Source organism: Devosia sp. GW821-FHT12F11 (assembly GCF_058806655.1).
On sequence record NZ_JBXAPX010000003.1, the window covers coordinates 205,341 to 228,639 of the forward strand.

General features: G+C 66.0%; 21 protein-coding genes. 10 read left to right on the plus strand and 11 right to left on the minus strand.

What is annotated here, in order from left to right:
• Positions 1-545: 545 nt before the first annotated feature.
• From AC1ROK_RS11085 to AC1ROK_RS11110, 6 genes are read left to right on the plus strand one after another with little or no spacing between them, the layout of a single operon-like run.
• Positions 546-2,126 (plus strand): ABC transporter substrate-binding protein, encoded by a 1,581-nt coding sequence (locus AC1ROK_RS11085; protein WP_492846767.1) that lies wholly within the window; start codon positions 546-548, stop codon positions 2,124-2,126.
• A gap of 39 nt (positions 2,127-2,165) precedes the next feature.
• Entirely contained in the window at positions 2,166-3,107 is a 942-nt protein-coding gene (locus AC1ROK_RS11090) for an ABC transporter permease (protein WP_492846769.1), read from the plus strand.
• A complete protein-coding gene (locus tag AC1ROK_RS11095; RefSeq protein WP_492846771.1) occupies positions 3,104-3,979 on the plus strand; it encodes an ABC transporter permease in 876 nt (291 codons plus the stop codon). Before AC1ROK_RS11090 ends, AC1ROK_RS11095 begins: the two co-directional genes overlap by 4 nt.
• A complete protein-coding gene (locus tag AC1ROK_RS11100; RefSeq protein ID WP_492846773.1) occupies positions 3,976-4,794 on the plus strand; it encodes an ABC transporter ATP-binding protein in 819 nt (272 codons plus the stop codon). The genes AC1ROK_RS11095 and AC1ROK_RS11100 overlap by 4 nt, the downstream gene beginning before the upstream one ends.
• Positions 4,791-5,771, plus strand: coding sequence for an ATP-binding cassette domain-containing protein (locus AC1ROK_RS11105; RefSeq protein ID WP_492846775.1), 981 nt, complete (start codon positions 4,791-4,793; stop codon positions 5,769-5,771). The genes AC1ROK_RS11100 and AC1ROK_RS11105 overlap by 4 nt, the downstream gene beginning before the upstream one ends.
• Positions 5,772-5,792: 21 nt before the next feature.
• Positions 5,793-7,268: a M81 family metallopeptidase gene (locus tag AC1ROK_RS11110; RefSeq protein WP_492846777.1), complete on the plus strand. Its 1,476-nt coding sequence runs from the start codon at positions 5,793-5,795 to the stop codon at positions 7,266-7,268.
• A gap of 44 nt (positions 7,269-7,312) precedes the next feature.
• Here the strand turns inward: AC1ROK_RS11110 and AC1ROK_RS11115 are convergent, their stop codons facing one another.
• From AC1ROK_RS11115 to AC1ROK_RS11150, 8 genes are all read right to left on the minus strand, one after another.
• Entirely contained in the window at positions 7,313-8,065 is a 753-nt protein-coding gene (locus AC1ROK_RS11115) for an SDR family NAD(P)-dependent oxidoreductase (protein WP_492846779.1), read from the minus strand.
• Positions 8,062-9,768, minus strand: coding sequence for an SMP-30/gluconolactonase/LRE family protein (locus AC1ROK_RS11120; protein WP_492846781.1), 1,707 nt, complete (start codon positions 9,766-9,768; stop codon positions 8,062-8,064). Before AC1ROK_RS11120 ends, AC1ROK_RS11115 begins: the two co-directional genes overlap by 4 nt.
• A 235-nt stretch (positions 9,769-10,003) precedes the next feature.
• Complete coding sequence (locus AC1ROK_RS11125) at positions 10,004-11,134, minus strand: ABC transporter ATP-binding protein (RefSeq protein ID WP_492846783.1); 1,131 nt, start codon at positions 11,132-11,134, stop codon at positions 10,004-10,006.
• A gap of 4 nt (positions 11,135-11,138) precedes the next feature.
• Positions 11,139-11,969 (minus strand): carbohydrate ABC transporter permease, encoded by an 831-nt coding sequence (locus AC1ROK_RS11130; protein WP_492846786.1) that lies wholly within the window; start codon positions 11,967-11,969, stop codon positions 11,139-11,141.
• A 13-nt stretch (positions 11,970-11,982) separates the two neighbouring features.
• Entirely contained in the window at positions 11,983-12,912 is a 930-nt protein-coding gene (locus tag AC1ROK_RS11135) for a carbohydrate ABC transporter permease (RefSeq protein WP_492847385.1), read from the minus strand.
• Positions 12,913-13,006: 94 nt separating this feature from the next.
• Entirely contained in the window at positions 13,007-14,266 is a 1,260-nt protein-coding gene (locus AC1ROK_RS11140; protein ID WP_492846788.1) for an ABC transporter substrate-binding protein, read from the minus strand.
• 27 nt (positions 14,267-14,293) lie between these two features.
• Positions 14,294-15,463 carry a mandelate racemase/muconate lactonizing enzyme family protein gene (locus AC1ROK_RS11145; RefSeq protein ID WP_492846790.1) on the minus strand — a complete coding sequence of 390 codons (1,170 nt, stop codon included), beginning with the start codon at positions 15,461-15,463 and terminating at the stop codon, positions 14,294-14,296.
• Entirely contained in the window at positions 15,463-16,389 is a 927-nt protein-coding gene (locus AC1ROK_RS11150) for a dihydrodipicolinate synthase family protein (protein WP_492846793.1), read from the minus strand. The genes AC1ROK_RS11145 and AC1ROK_RS11150 overlap by 1 nt, the downstream gene beginning before the upstream one ends.
• Positions 16,390-16,517: 128 nt before the next feature.
• Between AC1ROK_RS11150 and AC1ROK_RS11155 the strand changes: the two genes are divergently transcribed.
• Positions 16,518-17,414, plus strand: coding sequence for a 2-dehydro-3-deoxygalactonokinase (locus AC1ROK_RS11155; RefSeq protein WP_492846795.1), 897 nt, complete (start codon positions 16,518-16,520; stop codon positions 17,412-17,414).
• Here AC1ROK_RS11155 and AC1ROK_RS11160 read toward each other — a convergent pair.
• On the minus strand, positions 17,374-18,417 hold the full coding sequence (locus tag AC1ROK_RS11160; RefSeq protein WP_492846797.1) for an aldose epimerase family protein: 1,044 nt from the start codon (positions 18,415-18,417) through the stop codon (positions 17,374-17,376). The genes AC1ROK_RS11155 and AC1ROK_RS11160 overlap by 41 nt on opposite strands.
• Positions 18,418-18,552: 135 nt before the next feature.
• On the opposite strand from AC1ROK_RS11160, the gene AC1ROK_RS11165 reads away from it, so the two are divergent.
• Both AC1ROK_RS11165 and AC1ROK_RS11170 read left to right on the plus strand, forming a co-directional pair.
• On the plus strand, positions 18,553-19,431 hold the full coding sequence (locus tag AC1ROK_RS11165) for a phytanoyl-CoA dioxygenase family protein (RefSeq protein WP_492846798.1): 879 nt from the start codon (positions 18,553-18,555) through the stop codon (positions 19,429-19,431).
• 70 nt (positions 19,432-19,501) lie between these two features.
• Positions 19,502-20,503 (plus strand): bestrophin family protein, encoded by a 1,002-nt coding sequence (locus AC1ROK_RS11170; RefSeq protein ID WP_492846800.1) that lies wholly within the window; start codon positions 19,502-19,504, stop codon positions 20,501-20,503.
• On the opposite strand, the gene AC1ROK_RS11175 is transcribed toward AC1ROK_RS11170, so the two are convergent.
• Together AC1ROK_RS11175 and AC1ROK_RS11180 are read right to left on the minus strand one after the other, a co-directional pair.
• The gene (locus AC1ROK_RS11175; protein WP_492846802.1) at positions 20,500-20,988 is read right to left on the minus strand and encodes a DUF805 domain-containing protein; all 489 of its coding nucleotides are present in this window, start codon (positions 20,986-20,988) and stop codon (positions 20,500-20,502) included. The two genes, AC1ROK_RS11170 and AC1ROK_RS11175, sit on opposite strands and share 4 nt — an antisense overlap.
• Positions 20,989-21,133: 145 nt before the next feature.
• Positions 21,134-22,756: an ABC-F family ATP-binding cassette domain-containing protein gene (locus tag AC1ROK_RS11180; protein ID WP_492846804.1), complete on the minus strand. Its 1,623-nt coding sequence runs from the start codon at positions 22,754-22,756 to the stop codon at positions 21,134-21,136.
• A 177-nt stretch (positions 22,757-22,933) separates the two neighbouring features.
• Here AC1ROK_RS11180 and AC1ROK_RS11185 point away from each other — a divergent pair, with 177 nt between their 5' ends.
• Entirely contained in the window at positions 22,934-23,299 is a 366-nt protein-coding gene (locus tag AC1ROK_RS11185; RefSeq protein WP_492846806.1) for an ArsR/SmtB family transcription factor, read from the plus strand.

Genomic DNA, 23,299 nt, shown 5'->3' on the forward strand with positions numbered 1-23,299 from the left:
TCTTTCATTCGCAACGCGCCGTCACCGGCGGAAATTCGGCAACAAAAAAGGCCCCGTTAGGGACCTTCGAACGAGCGCACCGACCCTCGCAGGGATTTACCCCACGTGCTCGATGCGCCCCACTACTACGATAAGCTTCTGCACGGATCGTGCTCCAAGATTAGGTGCGGAGTTATGGGGGTGGCGGGGTGGCGGTGTCAAGGGGCTGCTTTGCACCAGGTGTGGCCACTCGAACTCGGGCCAATACGGCCTCCATGCGCTGCTCCTCTGTCTGCAGGCTCACCTTCCCTCAGGATCGGCCAGTGGCAGGAAGTTGCGCTCGGCTGACAAATGCGTCGCGTTTTTCCGTCGAGCGGAACGCCGGGCGATTTACAGGGCTGGCGCGATACGCCCTCCTAGGCAGGGCACTCAATAGACCGCACGTCTCGCGCCTCGCCGCTCATCGCCGGCTCCTTTGCAGCCGGCATGTGTCTCTCGGCCGACGCAGCAGGCGTCCACACTTTCACGAGATCGAACCGAAGTCATTTCTCATCCGGAGCTTGAAGTTGAAAACCAACGATCTGCCTGGTCCATTCGATACCGACGCCTATGCGCTGTCGCGCCGGAGCCTGCTGCGGCTTGGCCTCGCCGCCGGTGCGGTGGCTGCCGCCTCGCCGTTCATGAGTGCGGTGCTGGCGGCCGAAGGCGGCACGCTGACGATCGGCGCCGACGCTGATCCGATCGGGCTCGATCCGGTGACGATCTCGGCGTTCTCGTCGTTCGACTTCACCTCGCTGCTCTACACCGGGCTGCTGCGCTGGAACGCCGAGATGAAGATCGAGCCGGACCTGGCGCTGAGCTACGAGCAGCCGGACGAGACGACTTACATCTTCAAACTGCGCGACGGGGTGAAGTTCCATAACGGCCAGGCGTTCAGCGCCGCGGACGTCAAGCACACCTTCGATCGGATCCTCGCGCCCGACAGCACCAGCCGGCTGAAGACCAACTATGCCGGGGTCAAGGCCGTGACGGTCGTCGATCCGCAGACGGTGAAATTCGAGCTCAAGACGGCTGACGCTGCGTTCCTCAACTACCTGGCCACCAATCCGGACGGCGCCATCGTGCCGGTGGGAGTCGACAACCTCGACGCGGCGCCGGTCGGCACCGGCCCGTTCAGCTTCGTCTCCTACGAACCGAACCAGCAGTTCACCCTCAAGGCCAACCCCGATTACTACGAAGCGGGCCTGCCCAAGCTCGCCAATGTGGTGTTCAAATTCTACAAGGACCAGGCGACACTGGCCTCAGCGCTGCGCTCCAAGGCCATCGACATGACCTGGCTGAAGGATCCGCGCGTCGCCGCGCAGATCTCGAAAACCTCGCCGGATCTGACCTCTGCGCCGGGCCAGACCTCGCGCACCTTCCCGGTCTGGATGAACCTCAAGACAGCGCCGCTCAACGACGTCAGGGTTCGCCAGGCGCTGAGCCTCGCCACCGACCGCGAGGCGTGCCTCCAGACGGTGCTCGGCGGTTCGGGCAAGATCGGCGCCATGCTGCCCGAGAGCCAGGTGGGCGGCTATGACGGCGTCAGCGAGCTGCCGTTCTACAAGTACGATCCGGAGGGGGCGAAGAAGCTCCTCGCCGAGGCGGGCTTTGCCAATGGCATCGACCTGGGCGAATACATCGTCGTTGCAGCCAACGCGCTCGACGTGGCCTGCGCGCAGATCCTGCAGCAGCAATGGGCGGCGGCCGGCATCACGGTAAAGCTCAACCCGATGGAGACGGCGCCGCTGATCGACCTGTGGGTCAAGGGTACCTATCCGACGCTGATGTCGATCGCGCTGTCCTGGACCCCCGATCCGGACCAGATCCTGCAGCGGCTCAACTCCCAGAGCGACTATGGCAAGGCCCAGGGTTATTCCGACACCGAACTCGACGCGATGATCGCCGCCGCCCGCGCCACGGTCGATCCGGCGGCCCGCGCCGCGGCCAATCTCGAGATCCAGAAGCGGATCGCCGAGAACGCCTACCTGCTGCAGATCTACCAGTACCCGCTGCGCTGGGAGCTATGGTGGAACTATGTCGAGGGCTACGTACCGCTGGCGGCCAACATCCGCTCGTTCGTGCGTGAGGCCTCGGTGACCAAATAGCCCATGCCGAGGGTGCGCATCAAAGTGGTTGAGGTCTAGATGCTCCGTACGGTGCTGGTCCGGCTCGCCTGGACACTGGCGATCCTCTTCGCCGTGTCGTTCATCGCCTTCATGCTGATGCGCGCCCTGCCGGGCGATTTCGCCCAGGCCGCGGCGGGCACCAGCAGCATCGGTGACGATGCGCTCAACAATATCCGCAGCCAGCTCGGGCTCGATCGATCGCTGCTCGAGCAGTATTTCCTGTGGCTCGGCCATGCGCTCGGCGGCGATTTCGGCACCTCGTTCGTCACCAAGCGCCCGGTGCTGGGCGAGCTTGGGCCACGTTTCCTCGTCACCGCCCAACTCACCTTGGTCGCGGCGGTGATCGCCATGCTGATCGGGGTCACCACCGGGCTCCTCTCGGCGCGGCTGCGCGGCCGGGTCGATTGGGTGGTGCGCATCTTCAACGGGCTCAGCCTCGCCGTGCCCAATTTCGTCATCGGCACGCTGATCGTGCTGCTCGCCGGCCTCTATTTCCCGCAGCTCGCAGTGTTCGGCTACACGCCGTTCCTGGTCGATCCGATCGCCAACATCACCAGCCTGCTGCTCCCCGGCCTCGCCCTGGCGCTCGCCGTATCGGTGACCATCTCGGAGAATACCCGCGCCGCGGTACTGGAAGTCTCGAGCCAGGATTTCGTCATGGTAGCCCGCGCCAAGGGCCTGAAGCCGGGCACGGTGCTGCGCAACTACCTGGTGCGCAACGCGCTGACCCCGGTGATTACGGTGACCGGGCTGCAGGTCGCGTCGCTGCTTGGCGGCTCGATCCTCGTCGAGACCATCTTCGCCATCCCCGGCATGGGCCAATACCTGTTCGATTCGATCACCAGCCGCGACTATCCGGTGATCCAGGCGATCGTGCTGGTGGCCGCGGCCGTGGTGGTGTTCGTCAACATGCTGGTGGACATCGCCTATGCGCGGGTCGACGCGCGGGTGAAGTCATGAGCGACACACTGGATACCAGCGCCCCCGGGCTCAAACGCTCAAAGCCGGCGCGACGGCTGGCCCCGAGTAATGGCGCGGTGCTGCTGGGGCTCGGGCTCATCATGCTGGCGATCATGGTGGTCGTCACCGTGTTCGCGCCGCTGATCGCGCCCTTCGATCCTTCGGCCACCTCGCCGGATTCGCTGGCCGGCCCGAGCGCGCTGCACTGGCTGGGCACCGACCTGATCGGGCGCGACGTGCTGAGCCGGCTGATCACCGGCGGGCGCACAACCCTCTTGATCACCACCGTCGCGGTGGCGCTGGCGCTGGTCGCCGGGCTGATCCTGGGGCTGATCTCGGGCTATGTCGGCGGCGCGGTGGACGAAGCCGTGATGCGGGTGCTGGACGTGGTGTTCGCCTTCCCGGTGTTCCTGCTCGCCATTGCGGTGGTGGCGGCGCTGGGGCCGACACTGCCCAACCTGATCCTCACCATCGCCATCGTCTACACCCCGGCCATGGCGCGCGTGGTGCGCGGGCCCGTGCTGAGCGTCAAGCAATGGGACCATGTCGAGGCCGCCCGCAGCGTCGGCGTCAGCGAGTTCTGGCTGGTGGTCCGGCATGTGCTGCCGATCGTCATCTCACCGGTGGTGGTGGCCACCAGCCTGACCCTGGCGCAGACCATCTTCACGGTCACGGCGCTCTCCTTTCTCGGCATGGGGCCGCCGCCGCCAGATCCGAACTGGGGCGGCATGCTGGCCGAGGCGCGGCAGTTCATGGAGCTGGCGCCGCTGACCGTGGTCGCGCCCGCCGCGGCGATCGTCTTTGCCACGCTCACCTTCATCATCCTCGCCAATGGGCTGCGCGAAGTGCTGGATGTCGGAGCTAAGCGATGAGCGCCGAGCCGCCGATCCTGAGCGTCAGGAAGCTCACGGCCGAGATCGTCACCCGCAAGGAGACGGTCCATGCCGTCAGGGGAGTCTCCTTCGATATAGCCAAGGGCGAGGCAGTCGGCTTCGTCGGCGAATCTGGCTGCGGCAAGAGCGTCACGGCCCGGGCCATCATGCGGCTCGCGGCCGAGGGCACGTCGATCACGTTGGGCGGTGCGGTGGATTTCAACGGCCGCGACCTGCTGCAACTGAGCGAGAAGCAGATGCGGGATGTACGGGGCCGCCGCATCGCCATGGTGTTCCAGGACCCGATGACCTCGCTGAACCCGGTGATGACCATCGGCGCCCAGATCGATGACATCGTCAGCCGCCATATGGACCTTTCACCCAAGGCGGTGCGGGAGCGGACCATTGAACTGCTCGGCCAGGTCGGCATTCCGCAACCCGAGCGCCGCGCCGACGACCATCCGCACCAGTTTTCCGGCGGCATGCGGCAGCGCGTGCTGATCGCCATCGCCATTTCCTGCAACCCCGACCTCCTGATCGCGGACGAACCGACCACGGCGCTCGATGTGACGGTGCAGGCCCAGATCCTCAGGCTGCTGATGCGGCTCAGGGAGGAACGCGGCATGTCGCTGATGCTGATCACCCACGATTTCGGCGTGGTGGCAGGCATGGTCGAAAGGGTCAATGTCATGTACCGCGGCGAGATCGTCGAGGCCGGTGGAGTTGAGCGCATCTTCGCCCAGCCCGAGCACGAATATACCCGCGCGCTGCTGGGCGCCGTGCCGCGGCTCGATACAGCGGGGCGGGTCGCATGAGTTCACCCGTTTCGGATGCGGCCCGGGTTTCGGCGCCGGTGCTCGAAGTGCGCGACCTCTCGGTGGTGTTTCCGGCACGGCGCGGCAATGGCCCGGTGGTGGCGGTCAACCGTGCCAGCTTTTCGATCGGACCAGGCGAGACGCTGGGGCTGGTGGGGCAATCCGGCTCGGGCAAGACGACTACCGGACGAGCCGTACTGCAGCTGCAGAAGGCGCATTCGGGCTCGGTCAGGCTGCTGGGCCAGGACCTCACCACGATGCCATCAGGCAAGCTCCGCGCCATGCGGCGGCATATGCAGTTCGTGCTGCAGAACCCCTATTCGAGCCTCCATCCGCGCATGACCATCGCGCAGACGCTGACCGAGCCGCTTGAGGTGCACCGCTCGGTGCCGCCCAACCGGATGAAGGAACGGGTGGCCGAGCTCCTCGAACTGGTGAGCATGGACCCCGCCGTGATGCAGCGCTATCCGCACGAGTTCTCGGGCGGCCAGCGCCAGCGCATCGTCATTGCCCGCGCCCTGGCGGTGAACCCGGATTTCGTCGTCTGTGACGAGCCGGTATCGGCGCTCGATGTGCGGACGCAGGCGCAGATCGTCGCGCTGCTGCAATCGCTGCAGGAGCGGCTCGGCCTCTCCTACCTGTTCATCGCGCACGACCTCGCCATCGTCCGCGAAGTCGCCCACCGGGTGGCGGTGATGTATAGCGGCCAGATCGTCGAGATGGGCGAGGCTGCGCAGGTCTACGATACGCCGGGCCACCCCTATACACGCACCCTGCTGGACGCCGTGCCGATCCCCGATCCGCTGCTGCAGCGCGAGCGGCTGCGCCGGGCCCCACCCGAGCTGCGCCTGGTCGACGACCACGCGCCGGGCCCTTGCGCCCTCGGCGAGGACCACGCCGCCACCGGCACCGCGCCGTTGCACGAGATCGCCCCCGGACACAGCATTTCCTGCCGCTTCCTGCCGAAACCCTCGTGATCCCACCAAGCAGCCGAGCCCATGACCCACCGCATCCTGTTTGCCGGCTTCGTCCACGAAACCCATAGCTTCGTTGATGCCATCACCCCGCTTGCCGAGTTCACTATCGAGCGCGGCGCCGAGCTGCTGGCGCACCAGGGCAAAGGCTCTGCCCTCGACGGCTTCCTCGAGGTGGCGGAGGCCGAAGGCTGGCAGACCCTGCCGGTGAGCAATTTCGTCGCCATGGCCTCTGGCCCGGTCGACCATGCGGTGTTCGAACTGTTCTGGAGCGAGCTCGAAGCGGGCCTCATTACCGCGCTTGGTGAGGGCATCGACGGCATCTGGCTGAACCTCCATGGCGCCATGGTGACCACAGCCAGCATGGACCCCGAGGGTGAGTTGCTGGCCCGCATCCGCGCCCTTCCCGGCGCCGCCGAGCTTCCGCTGTTTGCCGCCTTCGACCTCCACGCCAACTTCACCCCGCTGATGGCGGAGCATGCCAGCGGCCTCGTCGGCTATCGCGAGAACCCCCACATCGACGCCCGCGACACCGCGGTGCTGGCGGCAAAACTGCTGGCGCGCGCCCTCATTACCGGCGTCCGGCCCAGCATGTCGGTGCGCAACGCGCCCATCATGTGGCCCCCGACCGGTACGGGAACCGCCGACCGGCCGATGCGCGATCTCGAGGCACTGGCCCGCCGGCTGGAAGCCGAGCACCCGGAGATCTGGGCCATCAACGTGATCGGGGGCTATTCCTTCTCCGATGTTCCCTATGCCGGTGTTGCCTTCTCGGCGATATCAACGGCGCCCGCGCTGGCCGAAACCGCCCTGGCCGAGCTCGAGGCGCTGGCGATCTCGCTGCGCGAGCTCGGCCTGCCCGACGAATGGTCGCTCGACGACGCATTGGCCGACGCGAAGCAGCGCGGCGGCGGGCCCTATGTCATCGTCGAAGCGGCGGACAATATCGGCGGCGGCGCGCCGGGGGACTGCACCGCGGTGCTGCGCGGCCTGCTGCGGCTCGGCATTTCCAATGCCGCCGTCGTCATCGCCGATGCCGAAGCCGTAGAAGCGCTGGCCGACGCCCGGCCCGGCGAGCGTCGCAAGCTTTCGGTGGGCGGCAAGGGCAGCCGGCTCGACCCCGGGCCGGTCGAGATCGAAGCGACCTTCATCTCACGGAGCGACGGCGAGTTCATCCTCGAGGATCGCAACAGCCACCTCGCTGCGCTGCGCGGCATCCACATCAGCATGGGCCCCAGCGCCGTCGTCGAGACAGAGGGCATCAAGGTGCTGCTGACGACGCTCAAGACCCCGCCTTTCGATCTTGGTCAGCTCCGCTCGCAAGGCATCATCCCCGAGGAGCTCGCGGTCATCGGGGTCAAGGCCGCAGTCGCCCATCGCCGCGCCTACGACAAGATCGCCAAGGCCAGCTACACCGTGACCACACCGGGGCCCTGCACCAGCGCGATCCGGACGCTCCCCTACCAGAACCTGCGCAGCCCGGTCTTCCCGCTCAGCTGACGGCAGGCCCAATTTCGGGCGCTACGGCCACTGGCCTTCCGCCCCTAGCGCATCATGTGGCCGCCGTCGGCGATGATCGTTTGGCCCGAGAAGATGCGAGCATCGTCGGAGCACAGAAACAGCGCCAGGCTCGCAATATCCTCGGCCTTTACTAGGTGCTTCACGGCCTGCCGCCCGATGGTCTCGGCCACGTAGGCGGGATCGGTCGCCGTTCGTTCGACCACCGTCCGTCCCGGCGCGATGCACATGACGCGGATCCCTGCCTCGCCGAGATCGCGGGCGAGGCACTGGGTGAAGCCACCGATCGCCGCCTTCACCGTGCCATAGGCGATGAGGCCGGCAGCGCCCTGCATCCACGAGGTCGAGCCGAGGTTGATGATGACGCCGCCGCCGGCGCCCTCCATGTCCGGCGTCACCGCCTGCGCCGCAAAGGCGAGATGGCGGAGGTTCGTCGCCATGCGGTCGTCCCAATAGTCCGGGGTGATGGTGCGGAAGTCGTGCCGGGTATCGCTGCCGGCATTGTTGATGAGGATGCGGATCGGCCCGAGTTCTGACCGTATCGCCGCAATGGCGCTCTGCAACGCCTCGATATCGGTCACATCGGCAACCCGCGTCACCGCCGTGCCGTCGATCATGCTCGCCGTCCGTTCGAGCCCGGCGGCATCGCGGTCGATCAGCCCCAACCGGGCGCCCTGCCCCGCAAAGGCCAGCGCCATGGCGCGGCCGATACCAGCGCCGGCCCCGGTGATCAGCACCGGACGCCCGTCAAGACTGGGATAGCGGTTGGAAAGGCTCATCGGCCGAACGTCCCGCTCGGCTGCCCGCGCACGCCCGCGGCAATGGCGAAGATGCCGCCCGACAGCGGCGCTTCCACCAGCATGCGCTCGGCGAGGCGGATGCGCCCCGAGGTGATGTAGAGCGTATCGAGCTTGTCACCGCCGAAACAGCAGCTCGAAGGACGCGGCACCGGCACGCCGACGACGCGATCCAGCCGGCCATCCGGCGCATAGCGGCGCACCGCCCAGCCGTCCCAGACCGCGACCCAGATATGGCCCTCGGCATCGACGGTGAGGCCGTCGGGCTTACCTTCGACCGGCGGAATCTGGATCACGCTGCGGCGGTTCGACAGGGTGCCGGCCTCGATGTCGAAATCATAGGCAAAGACACAGCCCTGGGCCGAGTCGACGAAATACATCAGCCGGTCATCGGGGCTCCAGCCCATGCCGTTCGAGACCGTAAAGCCGGTGTCGTGCCGCCGCCATTTGCCATCCGCCTCGATCGAATAGAGCGAGCCGGCCGGCCGCGACGCATCGAGAGCCATTGAGCCGGCCCAGAACCGCCCGCGGCGGTCGCACTTGGCATCGTTGAAGCGGTTGGTCTCGATATCGGCTTCGGGGTCCACCACCGGCGTCAGCTCGCCAGTGGCGATGTCCAGGAGTTCAAGGCCGTTCTGCGTCATCACCGCATAGCCGCCGGCAGCGCGCGGGGCGATGGCGGTGACCATACGCGACACCTTGGTGGTGGTATCCTCTCCGCTGGCCGGGTCGAACACATGCACCGCCGGCGCGAGGATATCGAGCCAGACCAGCTTGCTGTCCGCCGCGCTCCACATTGGCCCCTCGCCCAGATGCGCCGCCACCGGCAAGACGCACTCGGCATTGGCGGTAACCGCGGTGCGCGGCCGGTCCGGGGCATTGATGCTCATGGCTGTGGCTCCGACATTGCCCGAAATGCGCCGGGCCGCCTCCATCAGGTCGCGGCCGATGGTGTGCAGGCGCTCGACCGAAATGCGTTCGCGCGGGCCGGAGACGCCGATCGCCGCGATCGGTTCATGCCGATGGTCGAGCACCGGCGCCGCCACCGACACCACGCCCGCGACGTGTTCCTCGATCGACAGCGCATAGCCGCGGGCCCGGGTGAGCCCGAGATCGGCCAGCAGTCCCGCTTCGTCGGGCGGAATCTTGGTCGGATCGCCGGAATTGCGCAGCTCGGCGATCAATTCATGCTGGCGATGCGGCGCGAGGAAGGCCAGCAGCGCCTTGCCGCCCGAGGTGCAGTGCAACGGGGCGCGACGCCCAACTTCGATGCGGAAGCCGAAGGCGTCCGCCCCCAGCCGCCGGTCGATATAGAGGATCGCGCCACTCTCGATCTCACACAGCGACACGGTCTCGTGGGTAAGGTCGGCGAGCCGGTCGAGCTCGGGGGCGGCGGCGCCCCTAAGATCGAACTCGTCCCACACCTTGTGCGCCAGTTCGAACAGCCGCGGCCCGAGACGATAAGTCTGGTCCGCCTCGTTGAAGCGGATCAGTCGGAACTCCATCAGCGCTTCGAGGATGCGGTGCAGCGTCCCCTTGGGAAAGCCGGTGAGCTTGAGCAGTTGCGTGAAGCGTTGCGGCCGCTCGACCTCGCCGAGCAGGTCGAGCACATAGAGCCCCTTGCCCAGGGCCGAGGTGCCCATGGGCATCTCATGCCCGCCTAGTTGCTTTGCATCGATCGGCATTGGGGCTCCAGCGCTGACAGCGCTTTTGATTTGTCGCGCCTTCCTGAAAGCGCTCTAGATCATTTAACGATCGGCAGCATCGGCATGGCGGCCAGGCTCGGCGCTTTGACCCACCCACCGGCTGTCATCCCTGCGAAAGCTGGGAGCCATCTGTCCATTTGCGCTGCGGCGAGTTGGGTCCCTGCTTTCGCAGGGATGACATCGAGTGTGGTTCCAGTCATCTGTGAAATGCTCTCTAGCTGATAGCCTGTTCTGTAGCCGGGTCGAACAGGTGGACGGAAGCCTGCGGCTTCAGGCCCAGCCGGATTGTCCCCCCGGAAAGCGGCGTGCCGACGTCGTAGAGCCGAGCGATCAGCGTGCCGTTGCCGAGCGGCTGGTGCTCGTGCTCGCCGGCCACCGCCGTCGCGACCTGCTGTCCGGGCAGTTTGAAATGCACATAGGCCTCGGTGCCCAAGCTCTCGACCAGCGTCGGGGTGATCTCCAGCGCCGGCGCATCGCCGCGCGCCAGATCCAGCGATTCCGGGCGGATGCCGCAGATCACGGTCTTGCCGAGATAGGCCGCTGCCGCCTCGGCCACCGGCAGCCTTAGGCCACCGGCATCGATATTAAGGCCCCGGTCGTCGCGCTGCACCTTGCCACTGAGGAAGTTCATCGCCGGCGAACCGATGAAGCCGGCGACGAACATATTGGCCGGATGATTGAACAGCGCGTCAGGCGAGCCGATCTGCTGCACCACGCCCTTGCGCATGATGACGATGCGGTCGGCCATGGTCATGGCCTCGGTCTGGTCGTGCGTGACGTAGATGGTGGTGACGCCGATGCGCCGCTGCAGCGCGGTGATTTCCGCCCGCATCTGCACCCGCAGGGCCGCGTCGAGGTTGGACAGCGGCTCGTCCATCAGGAACACCCGCGGCTCGCGCACGATCGCCCGGCCCAGCGCCACGCGCTGCCGCTGTCCGCCCGACAGGGCCTTGGGGCGACGCTCCAGCAGGTCGCTGATTTCGAGCGCCTGGGCTGCCCGATCGACGCGCTGATTGATCTGCTTTTTGTCGGTGCCGCGCATCATCAGGCCGAAGCCGATATTCTGCCGCACCGTCAGATGCGGGTAGAGCGCGTAGTTCTGGAACACCATGGCGATGTCGCGCTTGGCCGGCGCCAGCTCAGTCACGTCCTCGCCGCCGATGATGATGCTGCCGGTGCTGGCGGCCTCGAGCCCGGCGAGGATCTTCAGCGCCGTCGACTTGCCGCAGCCCGAGGGGCCGACGAAGACGATGAACTCGCCATCCTTGACGTCAAGCGACATGTCGTGGAGCGCCTGGAAGGTGCCGTAGCGCTTGTTGAGGTTTTGGATCTGGATATCGGCCATCGGACTATTTCCCAGCGCCTGCGGTCATGCCGCCGACGAGAAAGCGTTGCAGGAAGAGGTAGGCGATCATGATCGGCAGCGCGGCCAGCAGCGAGGCCGCCATCACCAGGTTCCAGTCGGTCTGGTACTCGCCCTTGAAGGTGGCGATGCCGAGGTTGACCGTCCAGCTGTCGGCATTGTTGGCAAGGAACGTGCGGGCGAACAGGTAATCCGCCCAGCTGAGGACGAACCCATAGAGCGAGGTGGCGGCGAGCCCCGGCGCGGCCACCGGCAGGATCACCCGGAACAGCGCGCCCCAGGGCGTGCAGCCATCGACCTGCGCCGCCTGCTCGAGCTCGTTGGGAATGGAGTCGAAATAGCCCTTCAGCATCCAGGTGGCGAACGGCACGATAGCCGTGGCATGGGCGAAGATCAGCGACCAGAGCGAACCCATCAGGCCCAGGGAGCGCATGATGCCGAACAAGGGGATGATCAACATCGTCGCCGGCAGCATCTTGCTCATCAGGATGAACAGGCCGACATTCTCGCTGCTCTTGGTCTGGTAGCGCGACAGGCTGTAGCCGGCCAGCACCGCGGCCACCATCGAGATGGCGGTGGCGGTGACGGCGACAATGGCCGAGTTGGCCATCCAGCGCAGGATGTCGGTCTCGATGAACAGCCTGATATAGGTCTGCCACTGCGGGTCGGGCGGCAGGAAATGCGGCGGGTAGGCGCGCAGCGACCCGGGTGGCTGCAACGAGGTGACCACCATCCAGTAGACCGGGAACAGCACCACGGCACAGGCAACGATCACCGTCGCGTAGAGCAGGATGGATTGCCAGAGCTTGCGTTTCATCGAGCCCCCTCCCTCAGAACACGGCGTGGCTGGTCTTTTTGACCAGGAAGGCGCTGATCAGCGCGCAGATGACCAGCGTCACCACGCCGAGCGCCGAGGCGTAGCCCATGCGGAAGAACGAGAAGGCTTCCTCATAGGTCATGATGGCGAGCGTCTCGGTGGCGCCCACCGGACCACCGCCGGTCAGCACGTTGATGATCGAGAAGTCGCGGAACACCCAGAGCACGGTCAGCACCAGCGACACCCCGAGCACCGGCATCAGGCAGGGCAGCGTGATCCAGATGAAGCGCTTCCACACATTGGCGCCGTCGACCCGGGCCGCCTGGTAATATTCCTCGGGGATCGACTGCAGGCCCGCGAGGATCATGATGGAAATGAACGGGAAGCCCTTCCACACCATCACCATGGTGACGGCCGAGAAAGCCGGCAGCGGCTGGTTGAGCCACGAGATCGGCAGGCCGATCACCCCGAGCTTGAGCAACATCCAGTTGAGCACGCCGAACGAGGCATCGAGGATCCACAGCCAGGTGATCACCGCCACCACTTCGGGGATGGCCCAGGGCAGCGCGATCAGCATGCGGGCGACGCCGCGGCCGCGGAACTGCTGGTTGACCAGCAAGGCCGCGCCGAGCCCCACCAGCATCGAGATCGTGGTCACCACTACCAGCAATTTGGCGCTGACGCCGATGGCGTTCCAGAAATCGCTCGAAGAGAACAGTTTGACGTAGTTCTTGAGCGTGTATTCGCTGGCGCCGAAGCTCAGCGTCGCGAACTTCACGTCATGAAAGCTGATCTCGATCGCGAGCAGCATCGGGTAGACGAGAATACCGAGGATCAGCAGCACTGCCGGCAGCAGCAGCAGGTAGCCGAGCTTTCTGGCGTGGCGCGGGCTCGCGAGGTCAATGCCGAACAAGCCGGAACTGCGGCGCACCGGCGCCGTCACCGGGCGTGGCTGGGTCAGGTCGGTCATATCAGCCTCTCCTCCTCAAGATGGCTGGAAGCGGGCCGCGCACCTCCGATGCACGGCCCGCCGGTCATCACTGCAGCGCTTCGGCTTCCGCCTGCACCGTCGCCGCGACTGCCTCGGTCGGCAGCTTCTCGATGATCATGCGCTGGAACTGTTCAGCCGCGAGCTTGGTGAACTCGTTGTTCTGCGCTTCGAGCCCCTTGGGCATGCGGTCGACACCGGCAGCGGAGGCGGCGTTGGTGGCGTCGATCAAGAGCTGCATGTGCGGCACCTTCTCGAACGAGGCTGGGCCGACAGCGCCCGGACGCGGCGCCGGCGAGGCACCGAGCTCGGAATAGAGCTCCTGGAACTTCTGGCTGGTCGCGAGCTGGATGAACTCCCAGGCCAGTTCCTTCTTTTCCTGCGGCGTCTCGGCTGCCAGGGTCAGCACGTTGGACGCCCCACCCAGCGGTGGCTGCATCGGCGAGGCCGCATATTTCAGATGCGGCTGGATCGCCGGATCGGCCTTTTGCAGGAAGGCGTTGATCCACGGCCCATTGAGGCGCATGGCGACCTTGCCCTCGATGAACAGTTGGTCGAGCTCGGCCCCACCCGGAGGCACCAGCCCCTCATCCACCAGCGTACGCCAGCGGTTGATCCCCTCGATGGTCTCGGGGGTATTGATGGTGACCTTGCCCTCATTATTGGTCCAGCTGCCGCCGGCCGACAGCACGTAGATCAGCATGTCGTTGGTCCAGCCGGAATTGGCCGAAACCATGTGCACGCCGGTGCCGTAGACATCCTTGATGCCGTCGCCATCGCGGTCGATGGTGGTGGCGCGGGCCGCCGCGAGGAACTCTTCCCAGGTCTTGGGCGGCTCGGTGATGCCGGCCTCGGCGAGGATCTGCTCGTTATAGGCCATGATGTACCCGAAATAGAGCATCATGATGCACTGGGTCTTGCCGTCCCATTCGCAGACGCTCTGGCCGGCCCAGCCGTTGAGATCCATCCCCGATTTCTCGATCCACGGGCCGAGGTCCTCGAGCCAGCCGTTCTCGGCGAAGGTGACATATTCGAACGAGGTGAGATGCACGATGTCGGGGGCCGAGCCGGCGGCGAACTGGGTGATCATCGCGTCCGAGTAGCCGTCACGCGGCATCAGCGTGAAGTCGATCTTGACGTCCGTATGGGTCGTCTCGAACTCGTCGATAACGGCCTGCCACCAGTCGCCATAGCCTTTCTCGCCCTTCTGCCAGGACACGAAGTTCAACCGCGTTTCGGCGGCGGCGAGCCCCGGTAGCGCGACGATGCCGGCCAAGAGCAGCGCGGCGAATGTTCTCGAAAGCTTCATCGTCAATATCCTCCCAAATGTGACGTGTTATTTGACCATCGTGGCCAGCGCCCGGGCCGACGGCTCGGCGCCGTGGCCGGGCTTGTCGGGCACCAGATATTTGCCCTCCCGCACCTCGAGCGCCGTCTCGACGTAGGGCGCGTTGCGCGCCATGACCGAGTGCTGGAATTCATGGCCGCGGAGGTTCTGCAGCGTCGCGCTGACCTGCAAACTGGCGGCGAGAAAGATGCCCGTGCCGATGGTGGCATGCGGGATGATCTGGCGGTGATGCGCCTGGGCCAGGAGGCCCATGCGATGGAACGCCGTGATCCCGGTGTGCCCCATCTCCGGCTGCACGATAGCCAGGGGCCCGGCTTCGAGCCGGGCGCGCAGATCAAAGACGTTGCGCCATTCCTCGCCTGCGGCGATCGGCACGGGCGAATGCTCGGCCGCCCGGCCGATGCCCTCGATATCCTCGGGTTTGCACACCGCTTCGAGGAACCAGGGATCGTAAGGCAGGCACTTATGCGCCAGCGCCACCGTCTCGACATCGGTCAAGGTCCAGTGCAGGTCCGCGGCGATCATCGGCTTGGGGCCGAGCGCGTCGCGCAGCACCCGGAACTCCTCGACCACGCCGCTTTCCGCATGCGGCGAGGCGAACTTGAACTGGGTGAAGCCGCGCTCGAGCCAGCTGACGGCGAACTTCGCCCGGTCGGCCAGCGTCTCGCCCGGCAGGCCCGACACATAGGCCGGCACCTCGCTGCGGCGCGCCCCGCCCAGCAGCTTGGCGATCGGGGCGTTGCGGAGCTTGCCGCAGATATCCCACAGCGCGATATCCACCGCCGCCAGTGCGTCGTGGGTATAGCCGCTGTGCTGGCCGCGGACGCGCTGCAGGTCGTAGAGGTCTTCGTAGATCACCGCGACGTCGAATGGGTCGCGACCGACGAGGAAGGTCGACAGCAGGTCATCGATGATGGCCCGCACCGCGCCCGGGGCGACGATGCCATAGGTCTCGCCCCAGCCCACCGTGCCATCGACCGTCTCGATGCGGCAGAGCACCGTGCGGTCCTTGGTCGGATAGACCGTCCGGTTCTCGGCGCGGACGAAATAGCCGGCCTCGTTGGCGGATTCGCCGTTCTTGGGGCCGCCCAGATAGGGCTCGTCCTGCCGGTCGATCTGGATGGTGAAACTTTCGACCGACTTGATGCGGCTCGTCATCATGCATCTCCCAGCGCAGGCAGTTTCGGCGCGGTGCCGACCGGCAGCAGGTCGGCGATCTCGGCGATCATCATGTCGATCTCTGCGAAGCCGTGGGCATCGAACTTTGGCAGCGGAGCCCGCACGCCGGAGCTGGTGAAGATGCCGCGGCGCATCAGCACTTCCTTGGTCAGCGACATCCGGTAGATCATCTGCACCAGGAGCAGCGGCAGCGAGCGGATATAGAGCTCACGCGCCCCACCGAAATCGCCGCGGCGATAGGCCCGGAACAGCGCGGCGTGGAGATCGGTGATCTCGACTGCCGGCATCAGCGCCACTGCGCCCCGCTCGAGCTCGTCATAGACATAGCGGGCGCCACCCCCGCCCATGACGCCGTCGAGCCGATCGCCGGCCGCTTCGAGCAAGGCGGTGATGCGGGGGCCTGAGGGGAGCGTTTCCTCCTTGACGTAGCGGATGGCCGGCACGGCGCGAACCACCTCGGCGATGGCCGCGACCGGCAGGCCGCTGCCCACCGGCGCCGGCGCGTTCTGCAGAATGATGTCGATACCGGCCTCGGCCGCGACAGCGTCGAAAAACGCAACGAGGCGAGCAGGATCGGCGCCCACGGATGCCGGGGCCATAACCATGGCGGCCGTCGCGCCGGCCGCCTTGCCCAGGCGGCAGAAGGCGATGACTTCGGCGGGAGTTGCGGCGCTGGCGCCGACGATGAGCGGACGGCGGCCGCCGAGAGTACGGCCGACGATCCGCACCAGCGTCTCGCGCTCGGCGGCGCTCAGGTGGTCGAACTCGCTGGCGACGCCCGGGAACACCACGCCATCCGCACCCGCATCGAGGGCGAACTCGGTCACCCGCGCCATGCCGGCCTCATCGATCTGCCCCGACGCGTCGAACGGCGTCGGCAGGACCGGCAGCACTCCCTTAAACATCCTCAACTCCCTGAGTTCCATATGTTGGAACTACTTTCTTTAATATGGAACTGATGCCACGGGCCGTGCTAGCGGTCAAGGGCGCGTGACGAAGTTGCTGATCGCGCAGACCAGCAGACGGGGATCCGATGCAGATTTATGTGGAGTGGACATCAGCGAGTTTCGCCGCCGACCTGATCGACGCGGTCGGGGAGGTGGTGGCCGAGATCCGTCAGCCGCTCGGCGTCACCGCGGTCAAGGACGGAGCGTTCGAGGCCCGCTTCCGCGAGCTGATCCCGGCGGACTGGCGTCGTCGCGCCACGCGCGCCTATCTCTCGGGAATGATCACCGGACGGGGTGGCTGGCTCGAGACCAGCTTTGCGCCGGCGCCCGCAGGGTTGGCGGAAATCGCCGCGCAAGGGAAACGGCTTGTGGTCGACGGCCTGCCGCTGCTGTTCCTTTGCGGCGTCAGTGTCGACGACCCGCTGCCCGATGTGATGCGCGGCGAGGAGTTGAAGGCCATCGCCGCGGCCGGAGGGCACCCCGCCGCCACCGTCATCCTGCCGGGCGCCCACACCAAATATGTCGCCGTCGAAGCCGGCCGCATCACGCGCCTCGCCACCTATATGGGCGGCGAGACCGCCGCGCTGCTGCGCCGCGACTCGCTGATCAGCCGGCTGATTCCCGAGGGCATGGCGATCACCGACGCCGGCTTCGAGCGGGGCCTCGCGACGGCATGGAGCGGCGAGATTGCCGGCGGCCTGCTGCGACGGCTGTTTTCCGCCCGCAGCCTGGTGCTGTTCGAGCGCCTGCCGCGCGCGGATATTGCCGGCTACATTGGCGGCCTCGTCACCGGTGCCGAAATCCTCGAAGCCGAAGCGGAGTGGTCGCTGGGATCAGTGCCCGTTCTGGTCGTCGGCGGCAGCCCCGATGCCGTCCGCTACGCAACGGCCCTCCGCCGGCGCGGCATCGCCGTTGAAACGGCGAGCATCGACATCAGCAGCCTTATCGCCGCCCTTCCCGCCCCTGCGCTCCTCCCGGGGTGAAGCGCAGCCGGTAGCTGCGGCTAGCGCCCGCGGGCAACCGCGAAACCCCTGGCAGGGTGGCGAACTGCCGAGGCTCGGTAATGGCGATCGGCATATCGCTCCACGGCTCGAGACAAAGGAACGGCGCCACGCCCCGGCTCCACAGCGCGAACTGTGCGAAGCCGTCGAAATCGAGCGTCAAATGTGTCGCCTCGGTGCCGAACCGCACCGAGCGGCTGGCGATATCGGGCAGGCCATGGGCTGTTGAAAAGTCGATGTCCGATGGCACGGCGACGCGTCCGTCAAAGCGGTAGCGAGGGACCGGCGCGGCGCCCAGCGGCTGCGTCGCTCCGGCCTCCACCGCGCTGAAATGCAGCCGATGCGCCTCGCGCGGCCCCGCCCCCGGCAGCGGCCAGTTGAAGCCGGGATGGCCCCCCAGCATGTAGGGCAGTTCGATCTTAGCATCCGGGTTGTGCACCCGCACCACCTGGGTCAGTCCCTCGGCGTCGAGCGCGAAATCGACGCTCAGCTCGAAGGCGTAGGGGAACGCCGCCAGGGTTTCCGGCGACGATCGCAACCGCAACCGACATGCGTCTCGCGCCGCCTCCAGCACTTCAAATCTGCTGCTCGGCGCAAAACCATGCGGTGGCAGCTCCATCGGACGATCCCCGAGCAACACCAGACCGCGTGGATAATGCGACACCACCGGGAACAGCACCGGCGCGCGGCGGCGCCACGCCTCCGACTGCGCCTGCCAGATGAACTCCCCGACGTGGTGCTGCTTCAGGGATATGAGCTCCGCACCAACAGCAGAAATGCCTGCGGCAAGCTCATCGGCCCGGAGCTCGATCGATCTCAATGGAGGTTTCCCGATCTGATTCTTGATCTTCCCGCATGACATTGAAGGGAGGAACTGCGGCAAGCCAAGCTTCCGCTTCTGGGGCAGAAGCAGACATTTCGGCGAGCCGGTCCCGCCCTTCGGGGGGCCGTTGGCGGCACCGGCGTCAGTGGATTTCGTCTTCAAGTGAGCCGCCGCTCGCCGCGTACCTCAATTGCCTATCCGACCAATGGCAGGGCTCCACTCGTCGCAAAATCCGTGCTTAACATACTACCATACCGCGCCCGCGGACTGAGCTGTCACATCCCGTAGGAACATCCAATGCCTCACAAACTCCAGGTGCTCACTCCCGAGCAGGCGCAGCACTTTGTGGAAAAAGGTTATGTGCTCGTCAAAGGCTGCCTCGATCAGGATCTGGCGGCGAAGTGGACCGCCGAGGCCTACACACGACTGGGCTATGACCCGCATGACCGCTCCACCTGGACCAAGGAAATCGTCTGGATGGACCGCAACCACGTAGCGGCGATCAAGGACATTTCGCCCAAGGCCTGGGGCGCACTCTGCGACGTGACCGGCGGCGAGGACCGCATCGATCACAAGGTGATGGAGATCGAGTCGCAGCATTTCACCACCATCGATTCCACCGAGTGGTCGGATGCCTTCATCGTCAATTTCCGCCGCGGCGCCGACAAGCCGTGGATGAAGCCCTCGCCCGAGGCCGGCGGCTGGCACAAGGATGGCAGCTTCTTCCGTCACTTCCTCGATAGCCGCGAACAGGGCCTGCTGACCGTCGTCTATTGGTCCAATGTCGGCCACAAGGGCGGCGGCACCTTCATCGCGCCCGACTCGATCAAGCACGTGGCGCGCTACCTCGCCGACCATCCGGAGGGGGTCGATCCGTCCTTCGACTTCGGTCACCTGATCGACAAGTGCGAGGAGTTCGTCGAGGTCACCGGCGAGGTCGGCGACTTCATCATCCTCCACCCCTACATGTTGCACGCCTCGTCGAACAATCACTCGCCCAATGTGCGCTTCATGACCAACCCGCCGGTGGTGCTGAAGGAGCCGATGAACTTCAACCGCGAAGATCCGGCCGAGTTCTCGCTGATCGAGTTGGCAACGCTGCACGGCCTCGGGCTCGACCGCTACGATTTCCGCCCCACCGGGCCGCGCGACGAGCAGTGGAAGGTGATCGGCTGAGCGCCTCGCCAGCGGCGCTTCCCTATCGCGCGTGCAATAATGGCGGCTTCGAATCTCGGAGTCGCCGCTGATGCATGTCGGACGTTCCTACCGGTTGCTGGATTTCGCGGTCTGGTCGCGGCGCGGTGCGCTGTACGTCCTGATCGTCAGCCTCATGGCGGTGGCGGCCTACAGCTTGCCGCCGCTGGCCGGGTTCTCCATCCCCTGGCCGATCGTCGCGGTGCTCGGCACCAGCGTGGCGCTGGTCGCCGGGTTCAAGAACGGCCAGGTGTTGCAGCGCAGCTCCGATGCGTTGCAGGCCTTCGCCCAGATCGCCGCGATCAGCCGGCTGCTGGCAACGCTGAGCTGCGATTTCCTCGACAAGGACACGGCGCGCCGGGTGATCCTCCGCCACCTCGCCTGGCTCACGGCGCTGCGCTATTCGCTGCGTCGGCCAATGCCATGGGAGACGGTGAGCCAGGGCGCCAACCGGGCATTCCGCCGCCGCTACTACCAGACCCAGGAAGATCTCACGACGCTGCCGCAGGCGCTTGCACCGCTGCTCGGCGCAGAAGCCGACGTGGTTGCGGCCCGGCCGCAGCCGGCGCTGGTGCTGCTGCACCTGCAGGGCGAGGAGATCAACGCGTTGCTGAAGCAAGGCGCCATCCCGACGCAGGTCTATTCCGAACTGATGAAGCTCCTGCGTGATTGCCACGACCAGCAGGCGCGTTGCGATCGGATCAAGAACACGCCCTACCCCCGGCAATATGCGGTGGTCAGCGCCATCTTCGTCGTCATCTTCGCGACGCTCCTGCCATTTGGCGTAGTGCCGACCTTCGCAACCATGGGCGGCTCCGACGGCGTGCTCGGTACGGTGATGTTGTGGCTGAGCGTGCCGTTCAGCGTGCTGATCGGCTGGATGTACTTTGCGCTCGACCTCGTCGGCGAGAGCACGTCGAACCCGTTCGAGGGCAATGCCAACGACGTGCCGATCTCACAGATCAGCCGCGACCTCGAGATCGAGCTCCGCACTCGGCTCGGCGATGCCGACCTGCCCCCGGCACTGCCGCCGATACACGGGATCGCGACCTAGCTCTCGGAGCTCGGCGACCATGGCCCGCGGGCGCGTCGTCGAGCGTCCATGTCGGCGACAAAGGCCTGCGCCCGAGTGAGCGGAACGGCCTTGGCGCGGGGCGCCGCCCAGGTGGTCTCGCGCGGGTCGTCGCCATACTCGTTGGCGCCGTAGCCGTCGGGCCCCAGGAACATCAGCACCAGCAGCCAGAAGCCGCCGATGAACGGCACCAGGCAGATCCAGTACCACCAGCCGGAGCGCCCGCTGTCATGCAGCCGCCGGACCGTCACGGTGATGTTCGGCACGATGTGGATGAAGACGCAGAACAGTGTCAACGGCCCGAGGCCACTGACGCCTGGCCGAAAGTAACCGAGCACGGCAATGTCCACGTAAAGCGCGCCGAACAAGAGGAGCAACGAGACCAGCGTGTACACCCAGTATTGCGTACGCGAGGAGCGGCCCGCGAACTCGAAATACCGAAGCATCGTGTCGAAATAGCCGAACATCTGGAAATTTGCCCCTGCCCTCGCCAAGCAAAGCTAGAGCAAGACGATCAACATCAGATTTGGGCGAAGCATCGCAATTTAGCGACTTTGGTCGCCATAGTATTCCCTGTCCTCCCTTCTCCCCAGGGACGAAGGGGCGGCCGCTCTACCCCCTGAGGCCTGGCGCCTCCTTGCCGGTGCGCGCCACATACTCAGTGTAGCCGCCGCCATAGGCGTGGACGCCTTCCGGCGTCAGCTCCAGCACGCGGTTGCTGAGCGCGGCGAGGAAGTGGCGGTCGTGCGAGACGAACAGCATCGTCCCCTCATACTGCGACAATGCCTCGATCAGCATCTCCTTGGTCGCGATATCCAGGTGGTTGGTCGGCTCGTCCAGCACGAGGAAGTTCGGCGAGTCGAACAGGAGCTTGGCCATCACCAGCCGGGCCTTCTCGCCGCCCGACAGCACCCGACACTTCTTTTCGATCTCGTCACCGGAGAAACCGAAGCAGCCGGCAAGGGCTCGCAACGCCGCCTGCCCGGCCTGCGGAAAGCTGTCCTCGAGCGACTGGAACACCGTGCGGTCGCCATCGAGCAGGTCCATGGCGTGCTGCGCGAAATAGCCGAGCTTTACGCTGGGCCCGACATTGATCGAGCCGTTATCCGGCACGGTGCTGCCCGCCACCAGCTTCAGGAGCGTCGATTTGCCGGCGCCGTTGACGCCCATGATGCACCAGCGCTCCTTGCGCCGGACATGGAAGTCCAGCCCCTCGTAGATCGAGCGACTGCCATAGGCCTTGTCGACACCCTTCAGCAGCACCACGTCCTCGCCCGAGCGCGCCGGCGGGCGGAACTCGAAGTTCACCGTCTGGCGGCGCTTGGGCGGCTCCACCTTGTCGATCTTGTCGAGCTTTTTCACCCGGCTCTGCACCTGCGCAGCGTGGCTGGCGCGCGCCTTGAACCGCTCGATGAACGCAATTTCCTTGGCCAGCATCGCTTGCTGGCGCTCGAACTGCGCCTGCATCTGCTTGTCGGACAGGGCGCGCTGCTGCTGATAGAATTCGTAATCGCCCGAGTAGGCGGTCAGCGAGCCGCCGTCGATCTCGACGATCTTGTTGACCACGCGGTTCATGAAGGCTCGATCGTGCGAGGTCATCAGCACGCCGCCCTCGTAGCGCTTCAGGAAATCCTCGAGCCAGATCAGGCTCTCGATATCGAGATGGTTGGAGGGCTCGTCGAGCAGCAATGCATCGGGTCGCATCAGCAGAATCTTGCCGAGCGCCACGCGCATCTTCCAGCCGCCTGACAGCGCGCCGACATCGCCGTCCATCATTTCCTGGCTGAAGCCGAGACCATCAAGCACTTCGCGCGCCCGCGCATCGAGGCTGTAGCCGTCCAACTCCTGGAACTGGCCCTGCACTTCGCCGTAGCGGCTGATGATCTCGTCCATCTCGTCGGCGCGATCCGGGTCGGCCATCGCCGCTTCAAGCTCGCTCATCTCTGCGATCAGCGCGCCGGCGGGGCCCGCGCCCTCCATCACTTCGGCGACGGCGGAGCGGCCGGTCATGTCGCCGACGTCCTGGCTGAAATAGCCGATGGTGACGCCGCGATCGACCGCCACCTGGCCCTCGTCCGGCTGCTCCTCGCCGGTGATCATCCGGAACAAGGTGGTCTTGCCGGCGCCATTCGGGCCGACCAACCCGACCTTCTCACCGCGCTGCAGTGCAGCGGAGGCTTCGATGAAGACGATCTGCTTGCCGTTCTGCTTGGAAATGTTCTCGAGGCGGATCATGCGCTTAGAAGGCCCTGCTGAAGTGTCGGGCCCTTGCTGACTGGTCGCGGCCGCGGTTCGTGCGAGGCGTAAAGCACCCGCAAGGCCGCGACGCAAGCGCAGCGGCGTCACAGGTGCCCTGCACCACCGGCGCATCGGGACTTTACATTATTTGCACAATCACGTAATTACGTGTCCATGCAAACACAAGATCCGCTTACCGCCACCTTTGCCGCCCTCGCCGACCCGACCCGTCGCGCCATGCTGGCGCGGCTGACCCAGGGCCCGGCGACGGTCAACGAACTGGCCGAGCCGTTCGCACTCACCCTCCCCACCGTGTCGCGGCACCTCAAGGTGCTCGAGCAGGCAGGGCTGATCAGCAAACAGCGCTCGGCGCAATCGCGGCCCTGCACCCTGGAGATCGCACCGCTGGTCGAAGCCGACGCGTGGATGGCCCAGTACCGCGAGTTCTTCACCACCCGTTTCGACCGGCTCGACACGCAGCTCAAGGCCATGATGGGCGCTCGCGCCGATGCCGCAAAAACCTCCAAGGGAGACCAGTGA